General features: G+C 71.1%; 18 protein-coding genes. 9 read left to right on the top strand and 9 right to left on the bottom strand.

Annotated features, from left to right (window positions below):
* The first annotated feature begins 205 nt into the window (after positions 1-205).
* Genes AB0J42_RS19125 through AB0J42_RS19140 form a run of 4 tightly spaced genes read left to right on the top strand, consistent with a single transcriptional unit; the run spans position 206 to position 2,962 of the window.
* A complete protein-coding gene (locus AB0J42_RS19125) occupies positions 206-874 on the top strand; it encodes a sensor domain-containing protein (RefSeq protein ID WP_364296048.1) in 669 nt (222 codons plus the stop codon).
* 16 nt (positions 875-890) lie between these two features.
* Positions 891-1,553: an AIM24 family protein gene (locus AB0J42_RS19130; protein ID WP_364296050.1), complete on the top strand. Its 663-nt coding sequence runs from the start codon at positions 891-893 to the stop codon at positions 1,551-1,553.
* A 39-nt stretch (positions 1,554-1,592) separates the two neighbouring features.
* On the top strand, positions 1,593-2,171 hold the full coding sequence (locus AB0J42_RS19135) for a TetR/AcrR family transcriptional regulator (protein ID WP_364296052.1): 579 nt from the start codon (positions 1,593-1,595) through the stop codon (positions 2,169-2,171).
* A 56-nt stretch (positions 2,172-2,227) separates the two neighbouring features.
* Positions 2,228-2,962 carry a glucose 1-dehydrogenase gene (locus AB0J42_RS19140; protein WP_364296054.1) on the top strand — a complete coding sequence of 245 codons (735 nt, stop codon included), beginning with the start codon at positions 2,228-2,230 and terminating at the stop codon, positions 2,960-2,962.
* On the opposite strand, the gene AB0J42_RS19145 is transcribed toward AB0J42_RS19140, so the two are convergent.
* On the bottom strand, positions 2,959-3,240 hold the full coding sequence (locus AB0J42_RS19145) for a hypothetical protein (RefSeq protein ID WP_364296055.1): 282 nt from the start codon (positions 3,238-3,240) through the stop codon (positions 2,959-2,961). The genes AB0J42_RS19140 and AB0J42_RS19145 overlap by 4 nt on opposite strands.
* Positions 3,241-3,390: 150 nt before the next feature.
* On the opposite strand from AB0J42_RS19145, the gene AB0J42_RS19150 reads away from it, so the two are divergent.
* Complete coding sequence (locus AB0J42_RS19150) at positions 3,391-3,834, top strand: hypothetical protein (RefSeq protein WP_364296057.1); 444 nt, start codon at positions 3,391-3,393, stop codon at positions 3,832-3,834.
* A gap of 193 nt (positions 3,835-4,027) precedes the next feature.
* On the opposite strand, the gene AB0J42_RS19155 is transcribed toward AB0J42_RS19150, so the two are convergent.
* Positions 4,028-4,603, bottom strand: coding sequence for a hemerythrin domain-containing protein (locus AB0J42_RS19155; RefSeq protein WP_364296059.1), 576 nt, complete (start codon positions 4,601-4,603; stop codon positions 4,028-4,030).
* A gap of 251 nt (positions 4,604-4,854) precedes the next feature.
* Between AB0J42_RS19155 and AB0J42_RS19160 the strand changes: the two genes are divergently transcribed.
* Together AB0J42_RS19160 and AB0J42_RS19165 are read left to right on the top strand one after the other, a co-directional pair.
* Positions 4,855-6,057 (top strand): hypothetical protein, encoded by a 1,203-nt coding sequence (locus AB0J42_RS19160; RefSeq protein WP_364296061.1) that lies wholly within the window; start codon positions 4,855-4,857, stop codon positions 6,055-6,057.
* Positions 6,047-6,763, top strand: a complete 717-nt coding sequence (locus AB0J42_RS19165) for a hypothetical protein (protein ID WP_364296063.1) — start codon at positions 6,047-6,049, stop codon at positions 6,761-6,763. The genes AB0J42_RS19160 and AB0J42_RS19165 overlap by 11 nt, the downstream gene beginning before the upstream one ends.
* 72 nt (positions 6,764-6,835) lie before the next feature.
* Here AB0J42_RS19165 and AB0J42_RS19170 read toward each other — a convergent pair whose 3' ends face one another.
* Genes AB0J42_RS19170 through AB0J42_RS19195 form a run of 6 tightly spaced genes read right to left on the bottom strand, consistent with a single transcriptional unit; the run spans position 6,836 to position 11,832 of the window.
* Complete coding sequence (locus AB0J42_RS19170) at positions 6,836-7,651, bottom strand: SAM-dependent methyltransferase (RefSeq protein ID WP_364296065.1); 816 nt, start codon at positions 7,649-7,651, stop codon at positions 6,836-6,838.
* 47 nt (positions 7,652-7,698) lie between these two features.
* On the bottom strand, positions 7,699-8,655 hold the full coding sequence (locus AB0J42_RS19175; protein ID WP_364296184.1) for a zinc-binding dehydrogenase: 957 nt from the start codon (positions 8,653-8,655) through the stop codon (positions 7,699-7,701).
* A 2-nt stretch (positions 8,656-8,657) separates the two neighbouring features.
* Positions 8,658-9,020, bottom strand: coding sequence for a hypothetical protein (locus AB0J42_RS19180; RefSeq protein ID WP_364296067.1), 363 nt, complete (start codon positions 9,018-9,020; stop codon positions 8,658-8,660).
* The gene (locus AB0J42_RS19185; RefSeq protein ID WP_364296068.1) at positions 9,017-9,880 is read right to left on the bottom strand and encodes an extradiol ring-cleavage dioxygenase; all 864 of its coding nucleotides are present in this window, start codon (positions 9,878-9,880) and stop codon (positions 9,017-9,019) included. Before AB0J42_RS19185 ends, AB0J42_RS19180 begins: the two co-directional genes overlap by 4 nt.
* The gene (locus AB0J42_RS19190) at positions 9,873-10,682 is read right to left on the bottom strand and encodes a citryl-CoA lyase (protein ID WP_364296070.1); all 810 of its coding nucleotides are present in this window, start codon (positions 10,680-10,682) and stop codon (positions 9,873-9,875) included. Before AB0J42_RS19190 ends, AB0J42_RS19185 begins: the two co-directional genes overlap by 8 nt.
* Positions 10,675-11,832 carry a CoA transferase gene (locus AB0J42_RS19195; RefSeq protein WP_364296072.1) on the bottom strand — a complete coding sequence of 386 codons (1,158 nt, stop codon included), beginning with the start codon at positions 11,830-11,832 and terminating at the stop codon, positions 10,675-10,677. Before AB0J42_RS19195 ends, AB0J42_RS19190 begins: the two co-directional genes overlap by 8 nt.
* 178 nt (positions 11,833-12,010) lie before the next feature.
* Here AB0J42_RS19195 and AB0J42_RS19200 point away from each other — a divergent pair, with 178 nt between their 5' ends.
* Both AB0J42_RS19200 and AB0J42_RS19205 read left to right on the top strand, forming a co-directional pair.
* Positions 12,011-13,447: an amidohydrolase family protein gene (locus AB0J42_RS19200; RefSeq protein WP_364296074.1), complete on the top strand. Its 1,437-nt coding sequence runs from the start codon at positions 12,011-12,013 to the stop codon at positions 13,445-13,447.
* 36 nt (positions 13,448-13,483) lie between these two features.
* Positions 13,484-14,284 (top strand): IclR family transcriptional regulator C-terminal domain-containing protein, encoded by an 801-nt coding sequence (locus tag AB0J42_RS19205; RefSeq protein ID WP_364296076.1) that lies wholly within the window; start codon positions 13,484-13,486, stop codon positions 14,282-14,284.
* Here AB0J42_RS19205 and AB0J42_RS19210 read toward each other — a convergent pair.
* Entirely contained in the window at positions 14,271-15,227 is a 957-nt protein-coding gene (locus AB0J42_RS19210) for an NAD-dependent epimerase/dehydratase family protein (RefSeq protein ID WP_364296078.1), read from the bottom strand. The genes AB0J42_RS19205 and AB0J42_RS19210 overlap by 14 nt on opposite strands.
* Positions 15,228-15,282: the final 55 nt, after the last annotated feature.

The following is a 15,282-nucleotide window of genomic DNA, read 5'->3' on the forward strand; positions in this document are numbered from 1 at the left end:
GAGCGGCCCCGGCGGCTTCGGAAGCCGGGAAACGCGGACGGACCGCAACGGTGTCGATGCACGCCGTGGGCGGGCCGCCTGCAACTGGCGGGACGAGGGCATACCGGGCGGGCGATGACGTCCGGCGGGGGTAGGGCCAGCACTACCCCCGTTTCGCCCGCTCACGGGAATGATCCGGAGGCCGCTGCTCCCTAGCGTTGCCGGTATGACTCCCCTCCGCCGGCGCATCGCCATCGACTCTCGTTATCTGCTCCTGTCCTTCCCCACCGCCCTGGTCTCGTTTCCGCTGGTCGTCGGTGGGGTGTCGGCCGGACTGGGCGCCGCGGTCGCTTTCGTGGGGCTGCCCGTGCTGGCCGCGACCGCCGCGCTGGCCAGGAACGTCGCCGATGTGGAGCGCGCGTCGCTGCCCGCCGTGCTCGGCTACCCGGTCGCCCGCCCCCGCTACCGGGAGGCGCCCTCCTGGGCGGGCTGGTTCCGCCGTACGATGACCCCGCTCACCAGCGGCCAGGCGGTCATGGACCTGCTGCACGCGATCGTGTCTTTCCCGATCTCGGTCGCGGCGTTCGTGGTGGCCGCCGTCTGGTGGACGGGCACGCTGGCGGGTCTGACCTTCCCGCTGTACGGGTGGATCATCGCGGCCATCCCCGGGGCGATGGAGGGGTCCGTGCTCTGGTTGCTCGGGCTCGGCGGCGACCCGGCGCTGTTCGTGGTCTGCCACACCGTGCTCGGCCTGCTGTTCGCCATCACTCTGGCACCCGTGCTGCGCGGCACCGCGCTGGTGAAGGCTAGCCTGTCCGCACTGATGCTCACCAGGCGCGATCTCTCGCGTCCCGGGGCCGTGACCCCTATCGTGGACCCGAGGATCACAGCCTGATTCTTAAGGAAAACCCGTGCGCAGCCCCATCTTCGGAAACCTCACCCCCCAGCAGTTCCCGCCCGGTTTCGCCCTGCAGAACGCCAAGATGCTCCGTGTCGACTTGCCGGAGGTCCTGGCCAAGCAGGGGTCGATGGTCGCCTTCCAAGGCGACTGGGACTTCGACTACGAGGGCGCGGGCGGCCTCAGCAAACTACTCAAGAAGGCGGTGACCGGCGAGGGCACGTCGCTCATGCGGGTGCGCGGTCAGGGCCTGCTCTACCTCGCCCACAACGCCGAGGACATCCACCTGTTCTACCTGGAGAACGAGGGCCTGACCGTCAACGGCCGCAACCTGCTCGCCTTCCAGCCCGACATCGACTGGGACATCCGGCGGGTCCAGGGCGCGGGAGTGGCCGCGGGCGGCCTGTTCAACACCACGCTCACCGGCACCGGCTGGGTCGCCGTCACCACCCACGGCACCCCGGTCCTGCTCGACGCCGGCGCGATGCCGACCTTCGCCGACAGCCAGTCGGCGGTCTGCTGGAGCTCCAACCTCCAGGTCGGCGTCAACCGGACCTTCAAGGTCGGCGCCCTGATCGGCCGGGGCAGCGGCGAGGCCGTGCAGCTGGCGTTCCGCGGCCAGGGCTTCGTGCTCGTCCAGGCCAGCGAGGGCCCGCCGATCCCGCAGTCCTCCTGAACTTGACCGATCGTTCTGGAAAGGGTTAGCGTCTGAGGCGTGGCGAGGAGCAAGGAGTTCGACCCCGACGTGGTGTTGCAGCGCGCCCTGGAGCTGTTCTGGGAGCGCGGCTACGAGGCGACGTCCATGGCCGACCTCGTCGCTCATCTGGGGATCGCGCGGGCCAGCATCTACGCGACCTTCGGCGGCAAGCACCAGCTCTACCTGAAGGCGCTGGAGCGCTATCTGCACAACATGGACCCGGCCGTCCTGGACGCGCTGTCCCAGCCGGGGCCGGTGCTGCCGGCCGTGCGGGCGCTGATCAGGTCGTACGCGGCCGAGTCCGGCGGTGACGACCGGCGCGGGTGCATGGTCGTCAACGCCGCGGTGGAGCTGGCGCCGCGCGACCCGGCGGCGGCCGCGTTCGTGGAGGCGAGCTGGAGTCACCTGGAGACCGCGCTGACCTCGGCTCTCATCCGGGCGCGGGCCCAGGGGGAGCTGAGTCCCGACAAGGATCCGCGGGCCGTCGCGCGGATGCTGCTGGTGCTCATGCAGGGCATCCGGGTGCTCGGCAGGACGCCCGGCGGGGCGGCCCGGCTGGACGACGCCGTCGATCAGGCGCTGTCCGTTCTGGGCTGACCCGGCGTTTTTTTATGCCCAAATACTAGACCGATCGTTCTGAAAAAGAGGTTCTCATGCAGGGCAAAGTCGTTCTCATCACGGGTGGTTCCGCCGGTATCGGCTATGCGACCGCTCGCGCGTTCACGAACGAGGGCGCGACGGTCGTGATCACGGGGCGGGACGAGGGCCGGCTCGCCGACGCCGCCAAGCGGCTCGGCGCCGACTGGATCGCCGCCGACGTCTCCAGTGCCGCCGACTGCGCCCGCATGGTCGCCGCCACCGCCGACCGGCACGGCGGCCTGCACGTGGCCGTCAACAACGCGGGGATCCTCGGCCGTCCGGGCCCTCTCGCCGACCTGGATCCCGCCGACTGGACGTCGGTGCTCGACGCCAACCTGACCGGCGTGTTCCACACCATGAAGTACGAGATCGCGTACATGAAGGAGCACGGCGGCGGATCCATCGTGAACGTGGCTTCCAACATCGGCGCGCACCTGCGCATCCCCGGCATGGCCGCCTACGCCGCCTCCAAGGCCGCGGTGAGCGTGCTGTCTCGCGCGGCGGCGCTGGAGTACGCGGCCGACGGCATCCGGGTCAACGCCGTCAGCCCGGGCGCCACGGACACGACCATGACCTACCTGCCCGGCGAGACCACCGCCGAGCGGGACGCCAGGCTCGGGCCCGCGATCCCGCTCGGCCGGGTCGCCGACCCCGACGAGGTGGCCGCCGCCGTGCTCTGGCTCGCCTCGGGACGGTCGAGCTTCGTCCTCGGGCACGACCTCGTGGTGGACGGCGCCGCCAGCGCCTAGGCGAAGAACAGGTGGGCGGCGGGCAGCCCCGAGATCGTCATGATCCCGACCGCTGCCAGGTAGGGCACCATCGTGGCGACCTCCAGCACGCCCGCCGTCAGCCCGAGCACCACCATCGCCCGCGGCCCGCCCATCCGGGGGCGCAGCCGCGGGCCGGTGGCGCGCTTGCCGTCGAACCGGAAGCTCAGCGCGAACAGCCCCACCCCGAGAGCGAGCTGCACCCAGGAGGCGGCCCGGCTGTGGAGCGCGTCGCCGAAGTTCTCCACAACTGTGGACAACCGGATGAGCCCCACGCCGTGGTGAGGTAGAGCAGCAGCCGCGTACATCTGTCTGCTTACGCCGGCGTCCGCCGCGTACCGACCGGAGCGTACGAAGGAGCCGCCCCTCGGGCGACGTCCGCCGCCGGACCTCGCTTCTACGGTCGGACGATGCGGAAGAAAGACTCTCTCGGAATGCCGTGGATCGCGATCATCGGGCTGGCCGCGCTCGGTGTGCCCCGGGTGGTCGCGCACGATCTGGGGCCGGTCGGCCCGGCCGTCAACGCGGTGCTGGTGTTCCTGCCGGTCGTGGTCTGGCTCGGCGTCGTGCTGTGGAGGCGGGTGCCGAACCCGTTCCTGACCCTGCTGGCGGTCGGCGGCGTCTATGGGGTGCTGCTCGCCGTCACCCACCAGCTGCTCTGGTCGGCGGCGTACGGGGGCGAGCCGCCGCGGCTGGGCGGGAACCTCGCCGGGGCGCTGTCACCCGGAGCGGAGGAGGTGCTGATGCGGACGTTCGCGTTCGGCAGCAGCCTGCTCACCGGGGTCGTGGTCGGCGCCGTCGTGGGGGCGGTCGGCTGGGCGCTCGCGCGGGCGGTGCCCGCGTTCCGGCCATAGAAACGCGTTCCCGGCCCTGAAAAGCGTGTTCCACCCCTGGGAAAGCGCCGTGCGCGGCCGCGGCCGGGGAACGGCCGCGCACGGGTGGTGCCAGCGGACGGCGGGACGGCGCCGCTGCGACCCCGAACAGCAGATGCACGATGTTGTGCGGGATGGACACCTGGAACACGCCCAGGAGCATTGCCGGGATCCGTCAGTCCTTCTTCATGGCTTTCCGGATGACGTCCTTGACCCGGTCCATCATCGCCATCGGGGTGCCCATGAGCACGTTCTTGGTCGCCGACTCGACGCCGGGATGCGGGTGGGTGGGGGCCATCGCCTCGGCGGCCTTGACCCCGGCGCCCAGCGCGCGCCGCTGCGCCTCGCTGGTGTGCTGGATGATCTTGGAGAACTCGTACCGCTCCTCGGCGCGGGCGTGCGCCTCGACGGCGGCGCGCAGCACCTGGAGGTTCTCCATGAAGTCGGGCGCGTCCACGCCGGCCTGGTCCATCTGCTGGAGGAGCTGCTTGGCCTCGTTCTCCTCCTGGAGGCGGTCGTCGACGACGGCCGAGCCGCCGTCCATGGCGGTGCGGGCGAACGGGTGGAGGATCTCCTCCTCGGCCGTCTCGTGCACGGCCAGCATCCGTACCAGCCGGGTGAAGGCCTCCTTGCGCTTGTCGGGCGCTGCCTGCTCGACGTCGTCAAACATGTTCCTGATCACGCCGTGCTGGGCGATCAGGAGCTCGATGACGTCCGTTTCCTGCATTCTTTCCGGAGCCGTCTTCGTCATTTCTCTCTCCTTCCGAAGTACCGCGGGTGCCTACCCGGGGTCCGGCTGGTCACGCCTGCGCTTACCCTTTCCGGGCGCTCCGGCGGTGACCTGAGGAGATTGCTCCCCAACTCCTCGGGTAGGCCCGATTTCGTCGCCCGCCCCCGGCGCACCACGGTTCAGGAGGGGAAACCGCGGGCGTGCCGGCGCGGCCGACCCGGGCGCGGGGCCCAGGCCCCCGCCGAGTCGAGCAGCTCAAGGAGCGCAAGCACATGACCTTCAATCCGTTGCAGGAGCGGGGCATCCCGCTGGACAAGCAGCTGCGCAACTGGCGCGAGCTGAACGTCATGCCGATCGACCCCGACCACGCGGACCCGTACACTCGCTGCCGCGTCATCACGATGAACGGCATCGAGACCGAGGCGATCTTCTTCAGCCACCACATGGCCCGGCACTGCCCGAGCATCGACATCAAGCAGCAGCTCGCCCGCGTCCGGTACATCGAGGCGCAGCAGCAGAAGGCGGTCAACTGGCTGCTCCCGGGCGTCGCCTCGGTGCTGGAGACCACCATCGCCTACGAGCAGGTCGCCGTGGACCTGACCGCCTGGGTGGCCCGCATGGAGCCCGACCCGTACCTCAAGCAGGCCTACCAGTTCGGAGTCCTGGAGGACTTCGACCACCTCTACCGGTACTCCAACCTGTACGAGATGATCGAGCACCGCAAGGCCGAGAAGATCGTCGACAACCTGACCGAGATCATGCCCGGCCGGCCGACGTACCTCCACCACCGCGACCCGATGGACAACGTCCGCGAACCGTACGACAAGTCGTCGGCGGAGCCGATCTCGAAGCTGCACGCGCTCACGATCATGTCGACCGAGCAGCAGACGATGAACTTCTACATGAACGTCGGCCCCACCTACATGGAGCCGATCGCCCGCCAGCTCTACCAGGAGATCGGGCTGATCGAGGAGGAGCACGTCACCCACTACGAGTCGCTGGTCGACCCGGGCGAGAGCTGGTGGGAGATGCTGCTCAACCACGAGTACAACGAGTGCTACCTGTACCACTCGTTCATGGAGACCGAGTCCGACCCCAAGGTGAAGAACATCTGGGAGCTCCACCTCAACATGGAGCTGGAGCACCTGCGCCTGGCCGCCGAACTGTTCAAGCGGCACGACGGCCGCGACCCGGAGCAGGTGCTGCCGCCCGCGCTGCCGGCTCCGATGACGTTCGAGCCGAACAAAGCGTTCATCCGCGAACTGCTCACCACCCAGATCGACTACACCACGCTCGGCACCGGCTACGTCCAGGAGGCCCACGAGCGGTTCGAGAAGTTCCAGGAGGCCATCATGGGCGGCGAGCGTGCGCCGTCCGAGCTGGTCATGGAGGAGAACATGCACAAGTCCGGCGAGGAGTACCGGCTGGAGACCGAGGGTCCCCATCCGGTGCCCAGCCTCCGGCTTGGCCGCTGACCTGGCGGGGGCGCTCTCGGAGCTGGGGGCCCGGCTGCGCCGCGGCCGGGCCCTCCATCCGCGGGGCCGCCTGCTGTCCGGCACTCTGGAGGTGACCGGTGCGGGCGATCTCGGCGTTCCGGTGCTGGACGAGCCCGGCCGGTACGAGGTGATCGCCCGTCTGTCGAAGGGCGGCTCCCTGCCCGGCCGCCTGCCCGACGTGCTCGGCCTGGCGACGCGCCTGCCCGGGCCGCTCGACATCCTGCTGTCCACCTGCGGGGCGGCGCCGTGGCTGCTGTGGCCGAGAGCCGGGTTCACCGCGGGCCCGTACTCCAGCGTCGTGCCTTACCTGACCCACGCGGGACCGGTCTGGCTGGTCGCCATGCCGGAAGGGGAGAACGTCCCGGCCCGCCCGGCCCTGCTGCCGGAGGCGCTGGCGCGCGGCCCGCTCCTGTTCCACCTGCTCGCCGCCCGCCGCGACGCGCCCGCCCGGCACCTGGCGACGCTCACCGTACGAACGACGCTGCCGGAAAGCACCGACCTGTCCTTCGACCCGATACGACACGGCCACCCGGCCCTGCGCATCGGAGGCACGCTCGCCCGTCTCCGCCGCCACGCCTACGGCGGCTCCCGAAGAGGACGCCACGCCCGCTTGGACGAGGGGCTGTCAGGGGCGGAACCCGCCAGGGCCTCGGTGGAGCCGGCTCGGGCCGCGGATCGTCTGTAACACCGGGGCCGCCGATGTCATTGAGCACCTGCGGGCCGCCGGCCGCAACGCGCGCCGGCCCGCCCCGGTCGATCAGCCCGGCTTGCGGCCGATTCCGGCGGCGATCCAGGTCTTGGCCGCCTCCGCGTCGGAGACCGGGGCCTCCGGACGCCACTGCCTGACGTAGACGAAGCCCGGCTCGATCAGTTCCAGCCCGTCGAAGAAGCGCTCGGCCTCGGCCATCGTGCGGGGCTTGCCGGTGGGGCGGCCGAGCGCTTCGCGGTAGATGTCGGCGACCGCCTCGGCGATGTCGGGCCGGGTGTCGAACACCGCGTGCGTGATGGCGACGTGGCTGCCCGGCGCGAGCCGGTCGGAGAGGGCGGCCACGCTCTCGTAGATCCCGTAGTCGTCGGGGATGTACTGCAGCATGCCGAACAGCAGCACCATCACCGGCTGGGAGAGGTCGAGCTGGCGCCGCGTCATCGGGTGTTCGAGGATCTTGTCGGGGTCGAGGATGTTGCCCTCGGCGACCCCGGTGCGCTCGTCGGTGGCCAGCAGGGCGCGGGCGTGGTTGAGGGCCACGGCGTCGTCGGCGACGTAGACGGTCCGCGACTCGGGCGCGAGGTCCTGGGCGATCTGGTGGACGTTGCGCGGGACCGGCAGCCAGGCGCCTATCTGGAGGAACTGCCGCACCCCCGCCCGGATCAGGTGGGTGACGGACCGTTCGCGGAACGCCTGGACGTGCACCCCCATCTCCTTGGCCTCGGGGGCCAGGGTGAGGACCTTCTCGCCGATCGCCCGGTCTATGGCGAAGTTGTCCTTGCCGCCCGCGAAGTAGTTGTTGATCCGAGCGACGCTGGGCTTGCCGGCCGACACGCCCGGGACCGGCGGCTGGGGTGCATCGCTCATGGGTGATCTCCTGTTCGCGGAGCGCTACCCAGCACGGTAGCGGGTTCTCAACGTACGGACAGGACGATCCGGCCAGAAGGAGCGCCCGCCGCTTGACGCTGCCATGCTTTCCCGGTGTCGTCGAGCGGCATTTTCTCATGATCCACCGACAGTGCGCCCCGGGCCGCGTGCCCGGCGATCTCGGCGACGGCGGCGGCGCGCTGGGCGGGCGTCAGCTCGTTGTTGGTGTAGCCGAGCAGCCGCAGCGACTTGCCGCGCAGGGTCGAGGAGTCGATGGGGGAGCTCTCGGAGGCGGAGCCGCCGAGGTTGACGAGCCGTCCGCCGGGGCGGAGCACCCGGGCCGCCGCCGCGGCGGGCGCGCCGAAGAGCGGGTCGAGCACCAGGTCGGCGGGCCCGTCGAGGGCGGCGGTGAGCCGGGCGGCCAGTTCGCCGACGTCCTCGGTGTCGAGCGCGACCACCGCGTCGGCCCCGGCCTTCGCGGCGCGTTCCCGGCCGGTGGCGGACCGGGCGGCGGCCACCACCCGGCGGGCGCCCCCCAGGCGGGCGAGCTGGACGGCTGCCTGGCCGACGGTCCCGCCCGCGCCGAGCACGACCACCTGCTCGCCCGCTGTCAGCTCGCCGCGCCAAACGAGCGCCATGGACGCGGCGACGGCCGACAGGCCCAGGGCGGCCACGACCACCGGGTCGGCGCCGGCCGGCAGCTCCACCAGGTCGTTCTCGGGCACCGCGGCCAGCTCGGCCATGCTGCCGTCGCCCGGCGCCATGCCCGCCGTGGTGGGGAACCAGACGGTCCGGCCGCCGACGGTGCCCACCCCCTGGACGCCCGGCACGTACGGGGTGGGCGGGGTGCCGAAGTAGGACGTGCCGGTCGCGCAGAGCAGGTCGAGCGGCGTGACCGGGGCGGCGACGACCTCGACGAGCACCTGGCCGGGGCCGGGCGCCGGGGCGGGGCGCTCGGCCACGACCGGCGGCTCGCCGCAGGTGCGGATCTGGGCTGCGCGCATGGTCACGTGGCGATGTCCGGGTAGGGCAGGCTCATGTGACCGAGTTTGCGCGCGTACTCCTTCTGGAACCCGAGAGGCTCCTCGTAGTCGCGCTCGAACATGGCGATGAAGAGCGTGAGCGTCAGGAACGGGTGGGCGCCCATCTCGAACAGCTTCACGTAGTCGTGGGAGGCCAGCGCCTCCCGCTCGGCGTCCTCGAAGCGCAGCCAGGTGGACGCCTCGCCGCCGTGGCAGTTGAGGATGAGGTTGGCCTGGGTGGACTCCCACCAGTCGACCGTGCCGCGCGGGTCCTCGCGGTAGCGTTCGACCAGCTCGGGGTCGCGATCGACGGTGAACAGGAACTTGTTCAGCAGATACTTGCTCACGGCCGGCCTCCGCGCGGGTACCAGGTGAAGTACGCCTCCATGGTGTGGAACAGGTCGTAGGTGTCGACGTAGTCGGCCTTCTCGCCCTCGCCCGCCACGCCCATCATGAGCATGAAGTCCATGAAGCCGTGGGTGGCGTTGCCCGGCTTGTGCAGGCTGTCGAGGGTGACCTCGGCCAGGCAGCCCTCGATGTCGCCGTTGGCGATCCACTCGACGGCCTTGGCGTCGAACTCGGGGTCGGGCCCGTGCGGCCCGAACTGGCGCGGCCCGCCCAGCTCCAGCGACAGGTGGCCGGTGCCGATGACCGCGACCCGCAGGTCCGACGGCCACGACTCGACGAGCTGCCGGATCGTCCTGCCCAGCTCCACGAACCGCTTCGGGCGCGGCAGCGGCGGCGCGAAGATGTTCGTGTAGATGGGGACGATCGGCAGGTCGTTCTCCGGCCGCAGCGTGATGATCGGGCACGTGATGGAGTGGTCGATCCGCAGCTCGTTGGAGAAGGCCAGGTCGAAGCCCGCGTCGATGCCCTCGCGCAGGATGTGCTCCGACAGGTCCTCCTGGCCGGTGAGGAGCATCCGGGGCAGCCCGAACTCGCGCTCCTCGTTGTACCAGTTGGCGTCGTAGAAGGGCGCCTTGCCCACGAGGAACTGCGGCATGTTGTCGAGCCAGAACTGGTGGAAGTGGTCGGAGCCGACCATCACCAGCACGTCGGGCCTGGCCCGGGTGAGGGTTTCGCGGAAGGCCAGCACCTTGCGCACCCACTCGTCGGCGAACGGCGGCCTGTCCTCGCCGGTGGCCGTGCTGGCGCGATAGTAGAACGGATGGTGCGTGGACGCGATCACGGCGACGAGTTCAGCCATGCGTGCCTCCAGGGGGGTACGGGTCGGGGGCGACGGACCGGTTGTTGAGGTCGACCGACAGGAAGATGTCGTTGGCCACCGGGTGACGCAGCTCCTCGGCGAGCTGGCCGATGAGCCCGGCGGTCCTGGCGAGCAGGGCGAAGCCGCGCAGCAGTTCCAGCGGCAGCCCCAGGTCGGCCAGCGCCGCCCCGCAGGCGCCGGCCCCGTTCAGCGGCAGCGTCTTGCCCAGCACCTGGGGGTGGACGCGGCCGATGGCGGCGAAGAGCGACAGGTGAGGCCCGAAGAGCCCCTCCTCGGCGGCGATCCGCATCAGCCGCGGGGTGCGCGGGTCGCCGTTCTTGTGCACGTGGTGGCCCAGCCCGGGGACGAACTTCCCCAGCTCGCGCTGGGCGCGCACGGTCTTCAGCGCGAGCGCGTCCCACCCGGCCTCGTCGTCCGGCCGCTCGTTGGCGGAGAGCACGTCGTGCAGGAACCGGCCGCAGTCCTCGGTCACGCCGAGGAACCGGGACCCGCCGCCGAGCAGCCCCGCCGCCAGCGCGCCCTGCACCGAGTCGGGCGCCGACAGGTAGGTGAGCCGGGTGACGATCGCGGTGGGCGTGAACCCGTGGTCGGCCAGCGCGGCGAGCACGGCCTCGAACACCCGGGTCTCGCCGGGGGAGGGCCTGCGCTGGGTGGCCAGCCAGAACGCCAGCTCCCCGAAGCCCACCTGGCCCATCACGTCCTCGGCGAGGTCGTGGCCGAGCAGCGTGATCTTCTCGACCGATGAGGCACCGAGCGCCGTCGGATACTCTCGCTCAGTCACGGTCGTCCTCCTTCTCGGCCAGCCAGGCGCGCAGTTCCTCGCCGTGCTCGTCCAGCTCGGGCGGCGGCAGCTCGTACGTGAGCGTGCTCTCGGAGAACCGGATCGGGTGCCGTGTGGTCGGCACCGCCCGCTCGCCCTCGCCGACCTCCACCACGGGGTCGAGCCCGAACCGCTCGGCCATCGCGAAGCCGCCGTCGACCGTGTTGATCGGCCCGCTCGGCACCCCGGCCTCCACCAGCAGGTCGAACCACTCCACGGCGGTCTTGGTGCGCAGCCGCTCGACGAGGATCGGCCGCAGCTCCTCGCGGTTGGCGGTCCGGCCCGAGTTGCGGGCGAAGCGCGGGTCGTCGGCGATCTCGGGGATGCCCAGCACCTCGCAGAGCTTGCGGAACTGGCCGTCGTTCCCGGTCGCCACGATCAGCTCGGTGTCGGCGGCCGGCAGCGGCTCGTACGGGAACACGCTCGGATGCGCGTTGCCCATCCGGAACGGCACCACCCCGCCCGCCACGTACGCCGAGCTCTGGTTGACCATCGCGGTCAGCGCCGACGACAGCAGGTTGATCTCCACGTGCTGCCCGTTGCCGGTGGCGTCGCGGTGGCGCAGCGCGGCCAGGATGCCGATGACCGCGTGGTTGCCCGCCATCACGTCGAACACCGAGATCCCGGCCCGGTACGGCGGCCCGTCGGGGTCGCCGGTGAGGCTCATCAGCCCGGACATGGCCTGAACCATCAGGTCGTATCCGGGCACCTTGGCCCCCGCGCCGGAGCCGAACCCGCTGATGGACGCGTACACGATGCCGGGGTTGGCCTCGCGCACCGCCTGGTAGCCGAGGCCGTACTTGTCCAGCCCGCCCGGCTTGAAGTTCTCGATCAGCACGTCGGCCCGCCGCGCCAGCTCCCTGGCCAGCCCGGCGTCCTCCTCGTCGCGCAGGTCCAGCGCGATCGACCGCTTCCCCCGGTTGACGCCCAGGTAGTAGGTGGCCGTCTCGCCGCGGGCCGGCGGCATCCACGTCCGGGTGTCGTCCCCCTGGGGGCCCTCGACCTTGACCACCTCGGCCCCCAGGTCGGCCAGGAGCATCGTGGCGTACGGGCCCGCCAGCACGCGGGAGAAGTCGGCCACCAGCACACCGGACAGTGGTCCTGCTGTCATCCGGCTCCGCCCTCCAATATCCGTTCAGCGGACAAACGTCCGTGGCGCTCATTCTCCCCATCGAACTGCACCAGCGTCAACCATTGACAGGCCGGGCGCTCATCATCAGAGTGTCCTCTATCAGCAGTGACCGTACGACGGACAGTCGTACGCTGTAATCGGGGTGAGGGAGTCCAAGATGACGGAATTCGAGGCCGGACGCCCCGTGGTGCTGCGCGGCGGCACGGTGCTGCCGATGAACGACAGCCGCGAGGTGCTGGCCGGCGCCGACGTGCTCGTCGACGGCGACCGCATCGCCGCCGTGGGCCCGGAGCTGGCCGTCCCCGACGGCACGATCGAGATCGACGCCACCGACGGCATCGTCATGCCCGGCATGATCGACACCCACCGGCACATGTGGCAGACCGCGATGCGCGGCTACGGCGCCGACTGGACGCTCACGCAGTACTTCGTCTGGTACTACCTGGAGCACGGCAAGCTGTTCCGCCCCGAGGACGTGCACGCGGGCAACACGCTGGCCGCCATCGAGGCGATCGACGCCGGCGTCACCACCGTCGTCGACTGGTCCCACGGGCTGCAGACCGTCGACCACGCCGACGCCGCCGTGGACGCCCTCCAGTCGGTGCCGGGCCGGTTCGTGCTCGCGTACGGCAACATCCAGGCGCCGCCCGCCGAGTGGACCGCCGCGCCCGAGTTCCGCGATTTCGTGAACCGGCGCATCACGGGCGACGACATGCTCGGCTTCCAGATCGCCTTCGACGTGCTCGGCGACCCGTCCTTCCCGGAGAAGCCCGCCTTCGAGGTCGCCCGCGACCTCGGCGTGGCCGTCACCACCCACGCCGGCGTGTGGGGCGCCACCAGCGACGAGGGCATCAAGCTCATGTACGAGCACGGCTTCATGACGCCGGGCACCGTCTACGTGCACGCCGCCACGCTGGAGGCCGACTCCTACCACCGCATCGCCGCCACCGGCGGCTCGATCTCGGTCTCCACCGAGAGCGAGCAGAGCGCCGGCCAGGGCTACCCGCCCACCTGGGCGATCCGTCAGCACGACATCCCGGTCTCGCTCTCCATGGACACCAGCGTCTGGTGGAGCGGCGACCTGTTCTCCGCCATGCGCACCACGCTCGGCGCCGACCGCTCCCGCGCCCACCTGGAGGCGCACGCCAAGGGCGAGACCGTCACGCACTGCGCGCTCCGCGCCGACCAGGTCGTGGAGTGGGCCACCAGGGGCGGCGCGCACACGCTCGGCCGCGACGACCTCGGCAGCCTGGAGCCCGGCAAGAAGGCCGACCTGGTGCTCATCAAGAACGACCGCTCGCCGGTGTCGTTCCCGCTGCTCAACCCGTACGGGCACGTGGTGTTCCAGGCGCAGCGCGGCGACGTGCACACGGTGATCGTCAACGGCCGGGTGGTCAAGCACGAGCACGAGCTGATCGGGGTCGACCTGGCCGCCGCCCGCCGCGGGGTGGAGTCGACCATCGAGTACCTGCGCTCCACGATGGGCGAGGAGACCTGGATCAAGGGCATGAACCCCGACATTCCGGAAACCAAGATTCTCGATAACCCGTACACGTACACGGACTACCGAAGCTCCGCCACGCGCGACCGTTAAAGTTCCTACCCGTGACCCCTGTTGAGCGAGGCGTCGATGGCACGCGCTGACACCGGACCCGATTTCATCGAGGCCCTGGCCCGCGGCCTCGACGTGATCAAGGCGTTCCAGCCCGGCCGTCCCGTCATGACCCTGACCGAGGTGGCGACCGCGACCGGGCTGGCCCGGCCGACCGCCCGCCGCATCCTGCTGACGCTGACCGAGCTCGGCTACGCGCGCTCGGAGCAGAACGGGTTCGCGCTCACGCCGCGGGTGCTGGAGCTGGGCGTGTCGTACGTACGATCGATGGGGCTGTGGGAGGTCGCCCGGCCGCATATGGAGCGGCTGGTGGCCCAGACGCACGAATCGTCGTCGATCGCCCAGCTCGACGGGTCCGACGTCGTCTACGTGGCCAGGGTGGCGGTCCCCAAGATCGTCACCCTGTCGGTGCAGATCGGCACCCGGTTCCCGGCGCTGCAGACGTCGCTGGGCAAGGTGCTGCTGGCCGCGCTGCCGCCCGGCGAGGTGGAGCGGGTGCTGGCCGAGCCGAGCCGGTCGGGCATCACCCCGCGCTGGCGGCCCGGCCGCGAGGAGCGGGAGGCCGCGCTGCGCGCGGTCCGGGCCAAGGGCTGGGCGCTCACCGACGAGGAGCTGGCGCTCGGCATCAGGTCGGTGGCCGCGCCGCTGCGCGACGGCGAGGGCAACGTGATAGCCGCCGTCAACGTCAACGCGCACGCCGCCGAGACCTCGGTGGAGAAACTGACCGAGGAGCATCTGCCGCTGCTGCTCAAGACGGCGAGCGCGATCAGCGCCGACTGGGCGCACTACCAGGCGGTGCCGCAGGTCACCGCGTCTTGATGACGCCCTCCCTGACCAGCCACTCCACCGACTCGCGGATCGCCTCGAAGGGCGTGTAACGCGGCCGGAACCCGAGCAGCCGCTCGGCCTTCTCCATGCTGCAGTGCGGGCTGTGCAGGATGTGGTCCCAGGTCGCCTCGGCGTCCTCGGCGGAGACCGTCTCCTTCCACCGCTCCCACGGCAGGAACGACAGCTTCGCCTCCTGGCCGAACCAGCCCGCCGCCGTCTCCGCGTACCCGCGCAGCGTGACCGCCGAGGCGGAGACGGCGTGGAACGCCTCACCCACGGCGGCCGACCGGTTGGCCAGCGCTGCCATGAACAGGCGGGCCACGTCGTCGGCGTGCACGTGCTGCACGGTCTCCAGGCCCAGGTTGGGCAGCGCCAGCTCGCCGCCGTCGGCGAGCACCTGGAAGGCGGCCGGGTTGACGTTGCCCGCCGGGGTGACCGGCACCCAGCCGGGGCCGACGATGTGGCCGGGGTGGATCAGCGTGGCGGGGAAGCCGTCGCGCTGCGCCCGGTCGAGCAGGTACGCCTCGATCGCGGCCTTCTTGACCCCGTAGTCGCCGAACGGCCGCCTGGGCGCGTCCTCCCTGGTCGGCACGTGGACGCTGGGGCCGTGGACCCAGATCGTGCCGCAGTGCAGGAAGTGGCGGACCCGGCCCGCCAGCGCGTCGGCCAGGTGGCGGGCGCTGGACTCCTCGAAGCAGATGAGGTCGATGACCGCGTCGGGCTCCAGGGCGGCGACGCGCTCGCCGAACGTGCCGGCCGCCTCCTCCGCCACCCGGTCGGCGGTCACCGTGGTGACCCGCCGCCAGGCGCCGTGCGGGGTGTAGGGCTTACTGGTGCCGCGGCTCACGGCGACCACGTCGTGGCCCGCCTCCACCAGCCGGGGAACCAGGTACGTGCCGATGTGCCCGCTGGCACCGATGACCACTACTCGCATGGCGCAAGCTTAGATCCCGGCCCGGTTTGGCGATATCCGGCCGGGGCAGCCGCCG

This window comes from Nonomuraea sp. NPDC049649 (genome assembly GCF_040675175.1).
Taxonomy (GTDB): Bacteria; Actinomycetota; Actinomycetes; order Streptosporangiales; family Streptosporangiaceae; genus Nonomuraea.

Excerpts from the sequence above, each read along its gene's own strand:
- AB0J42_RS19125 (WP_364296048.1), top strand. The coding sequence starts at position 206 with ATGACTCCCCTCCGCCGGCGCATCGCCATCGACTCTCGTTATCTGCTC.
- AB0J42_RS19140 (WP_364296054.1), top strand. The coding sequence starts at position 2,228 with ATGCAGGGCAAAGTCGTTCTCATCACGGGTGGTTCCGCCGGTATCGGC.
- AB0J42_RS19150 (WP_364296057.1), top strand. The coding sequence starts at position 3,391 with ATGCGGAAGAAAGACTCTCTCGGAATGCCGTGGATCGCGATCATCGGG.
- AB0J42_RS19155 (WP_364296059.1), bottom strand. The coding sequence starts at position 4,603 with ATGACGAAGACGGCTCCGGAAAGAATGCAGGAAACGGACGTCATCGAG.
- AB0J42_RS19160 (WP_364296061.1), top strand. The coding sequence starts at position 4,855 with ATGACCTTCAATCCGTTGCAGGAGCGGGGCATCCCGCTGGACAAGCAG.
- AB0J42_RS19170 (WP_364296065.1), bottom strand. The coding sequence starts at position 7,651 with ATGAGCGATGCACCCCAGCCGCCGGTCCCGGGCGTGTCGGCCGGCAAG.
- AB0J42_RS19175 (WP_364296184.1), bottom strand. The coding sequence starts at position 8,655 with ATGCGCGCAGCCCAGATCCGCACCTGCGGCGAGCCGCCGGTCGTGGCC.
- AB0J42_RS19185 (WP_364296068.1), bottom strand. The coding sequence starts at position 9,880 with ATGGCTGAACTCGTCGCCGTGATCGCGTCCACGCACCATCCGTTCTAC.
- AB0J42_RS19195 (WP_364296072.1), bottom strand. The coding sequence starts at position 11,832 with ATGACAGCAGGACCACTGTCCGGTGTGCTGGTGGCCGACTTCTCCCGC.
- AB0J42_RS19200 (WP_364296074.1), top strand. The coding sequence starts at position 12,011 with ATGACGGAATTCGAGGCCGGACGCCCCGTGGTGCTGCGCGGCGGCACG.
- AB0J42_RS19205 (WP_364296076.1), top strand. The coding sequence starts at position 13,484 with ATGGCACGCGCTGACACCGGACCCGATTTCATCGAGGCCCTGGCCCGC.
- AB0J42_RS19210 (WP_364296078.1), bottom strand. The coding sequence starts at position 15,227 with ATGCGAGTAGTGGTCATCGGTGCCAGCGGGCACATCGGCACGTACCTG.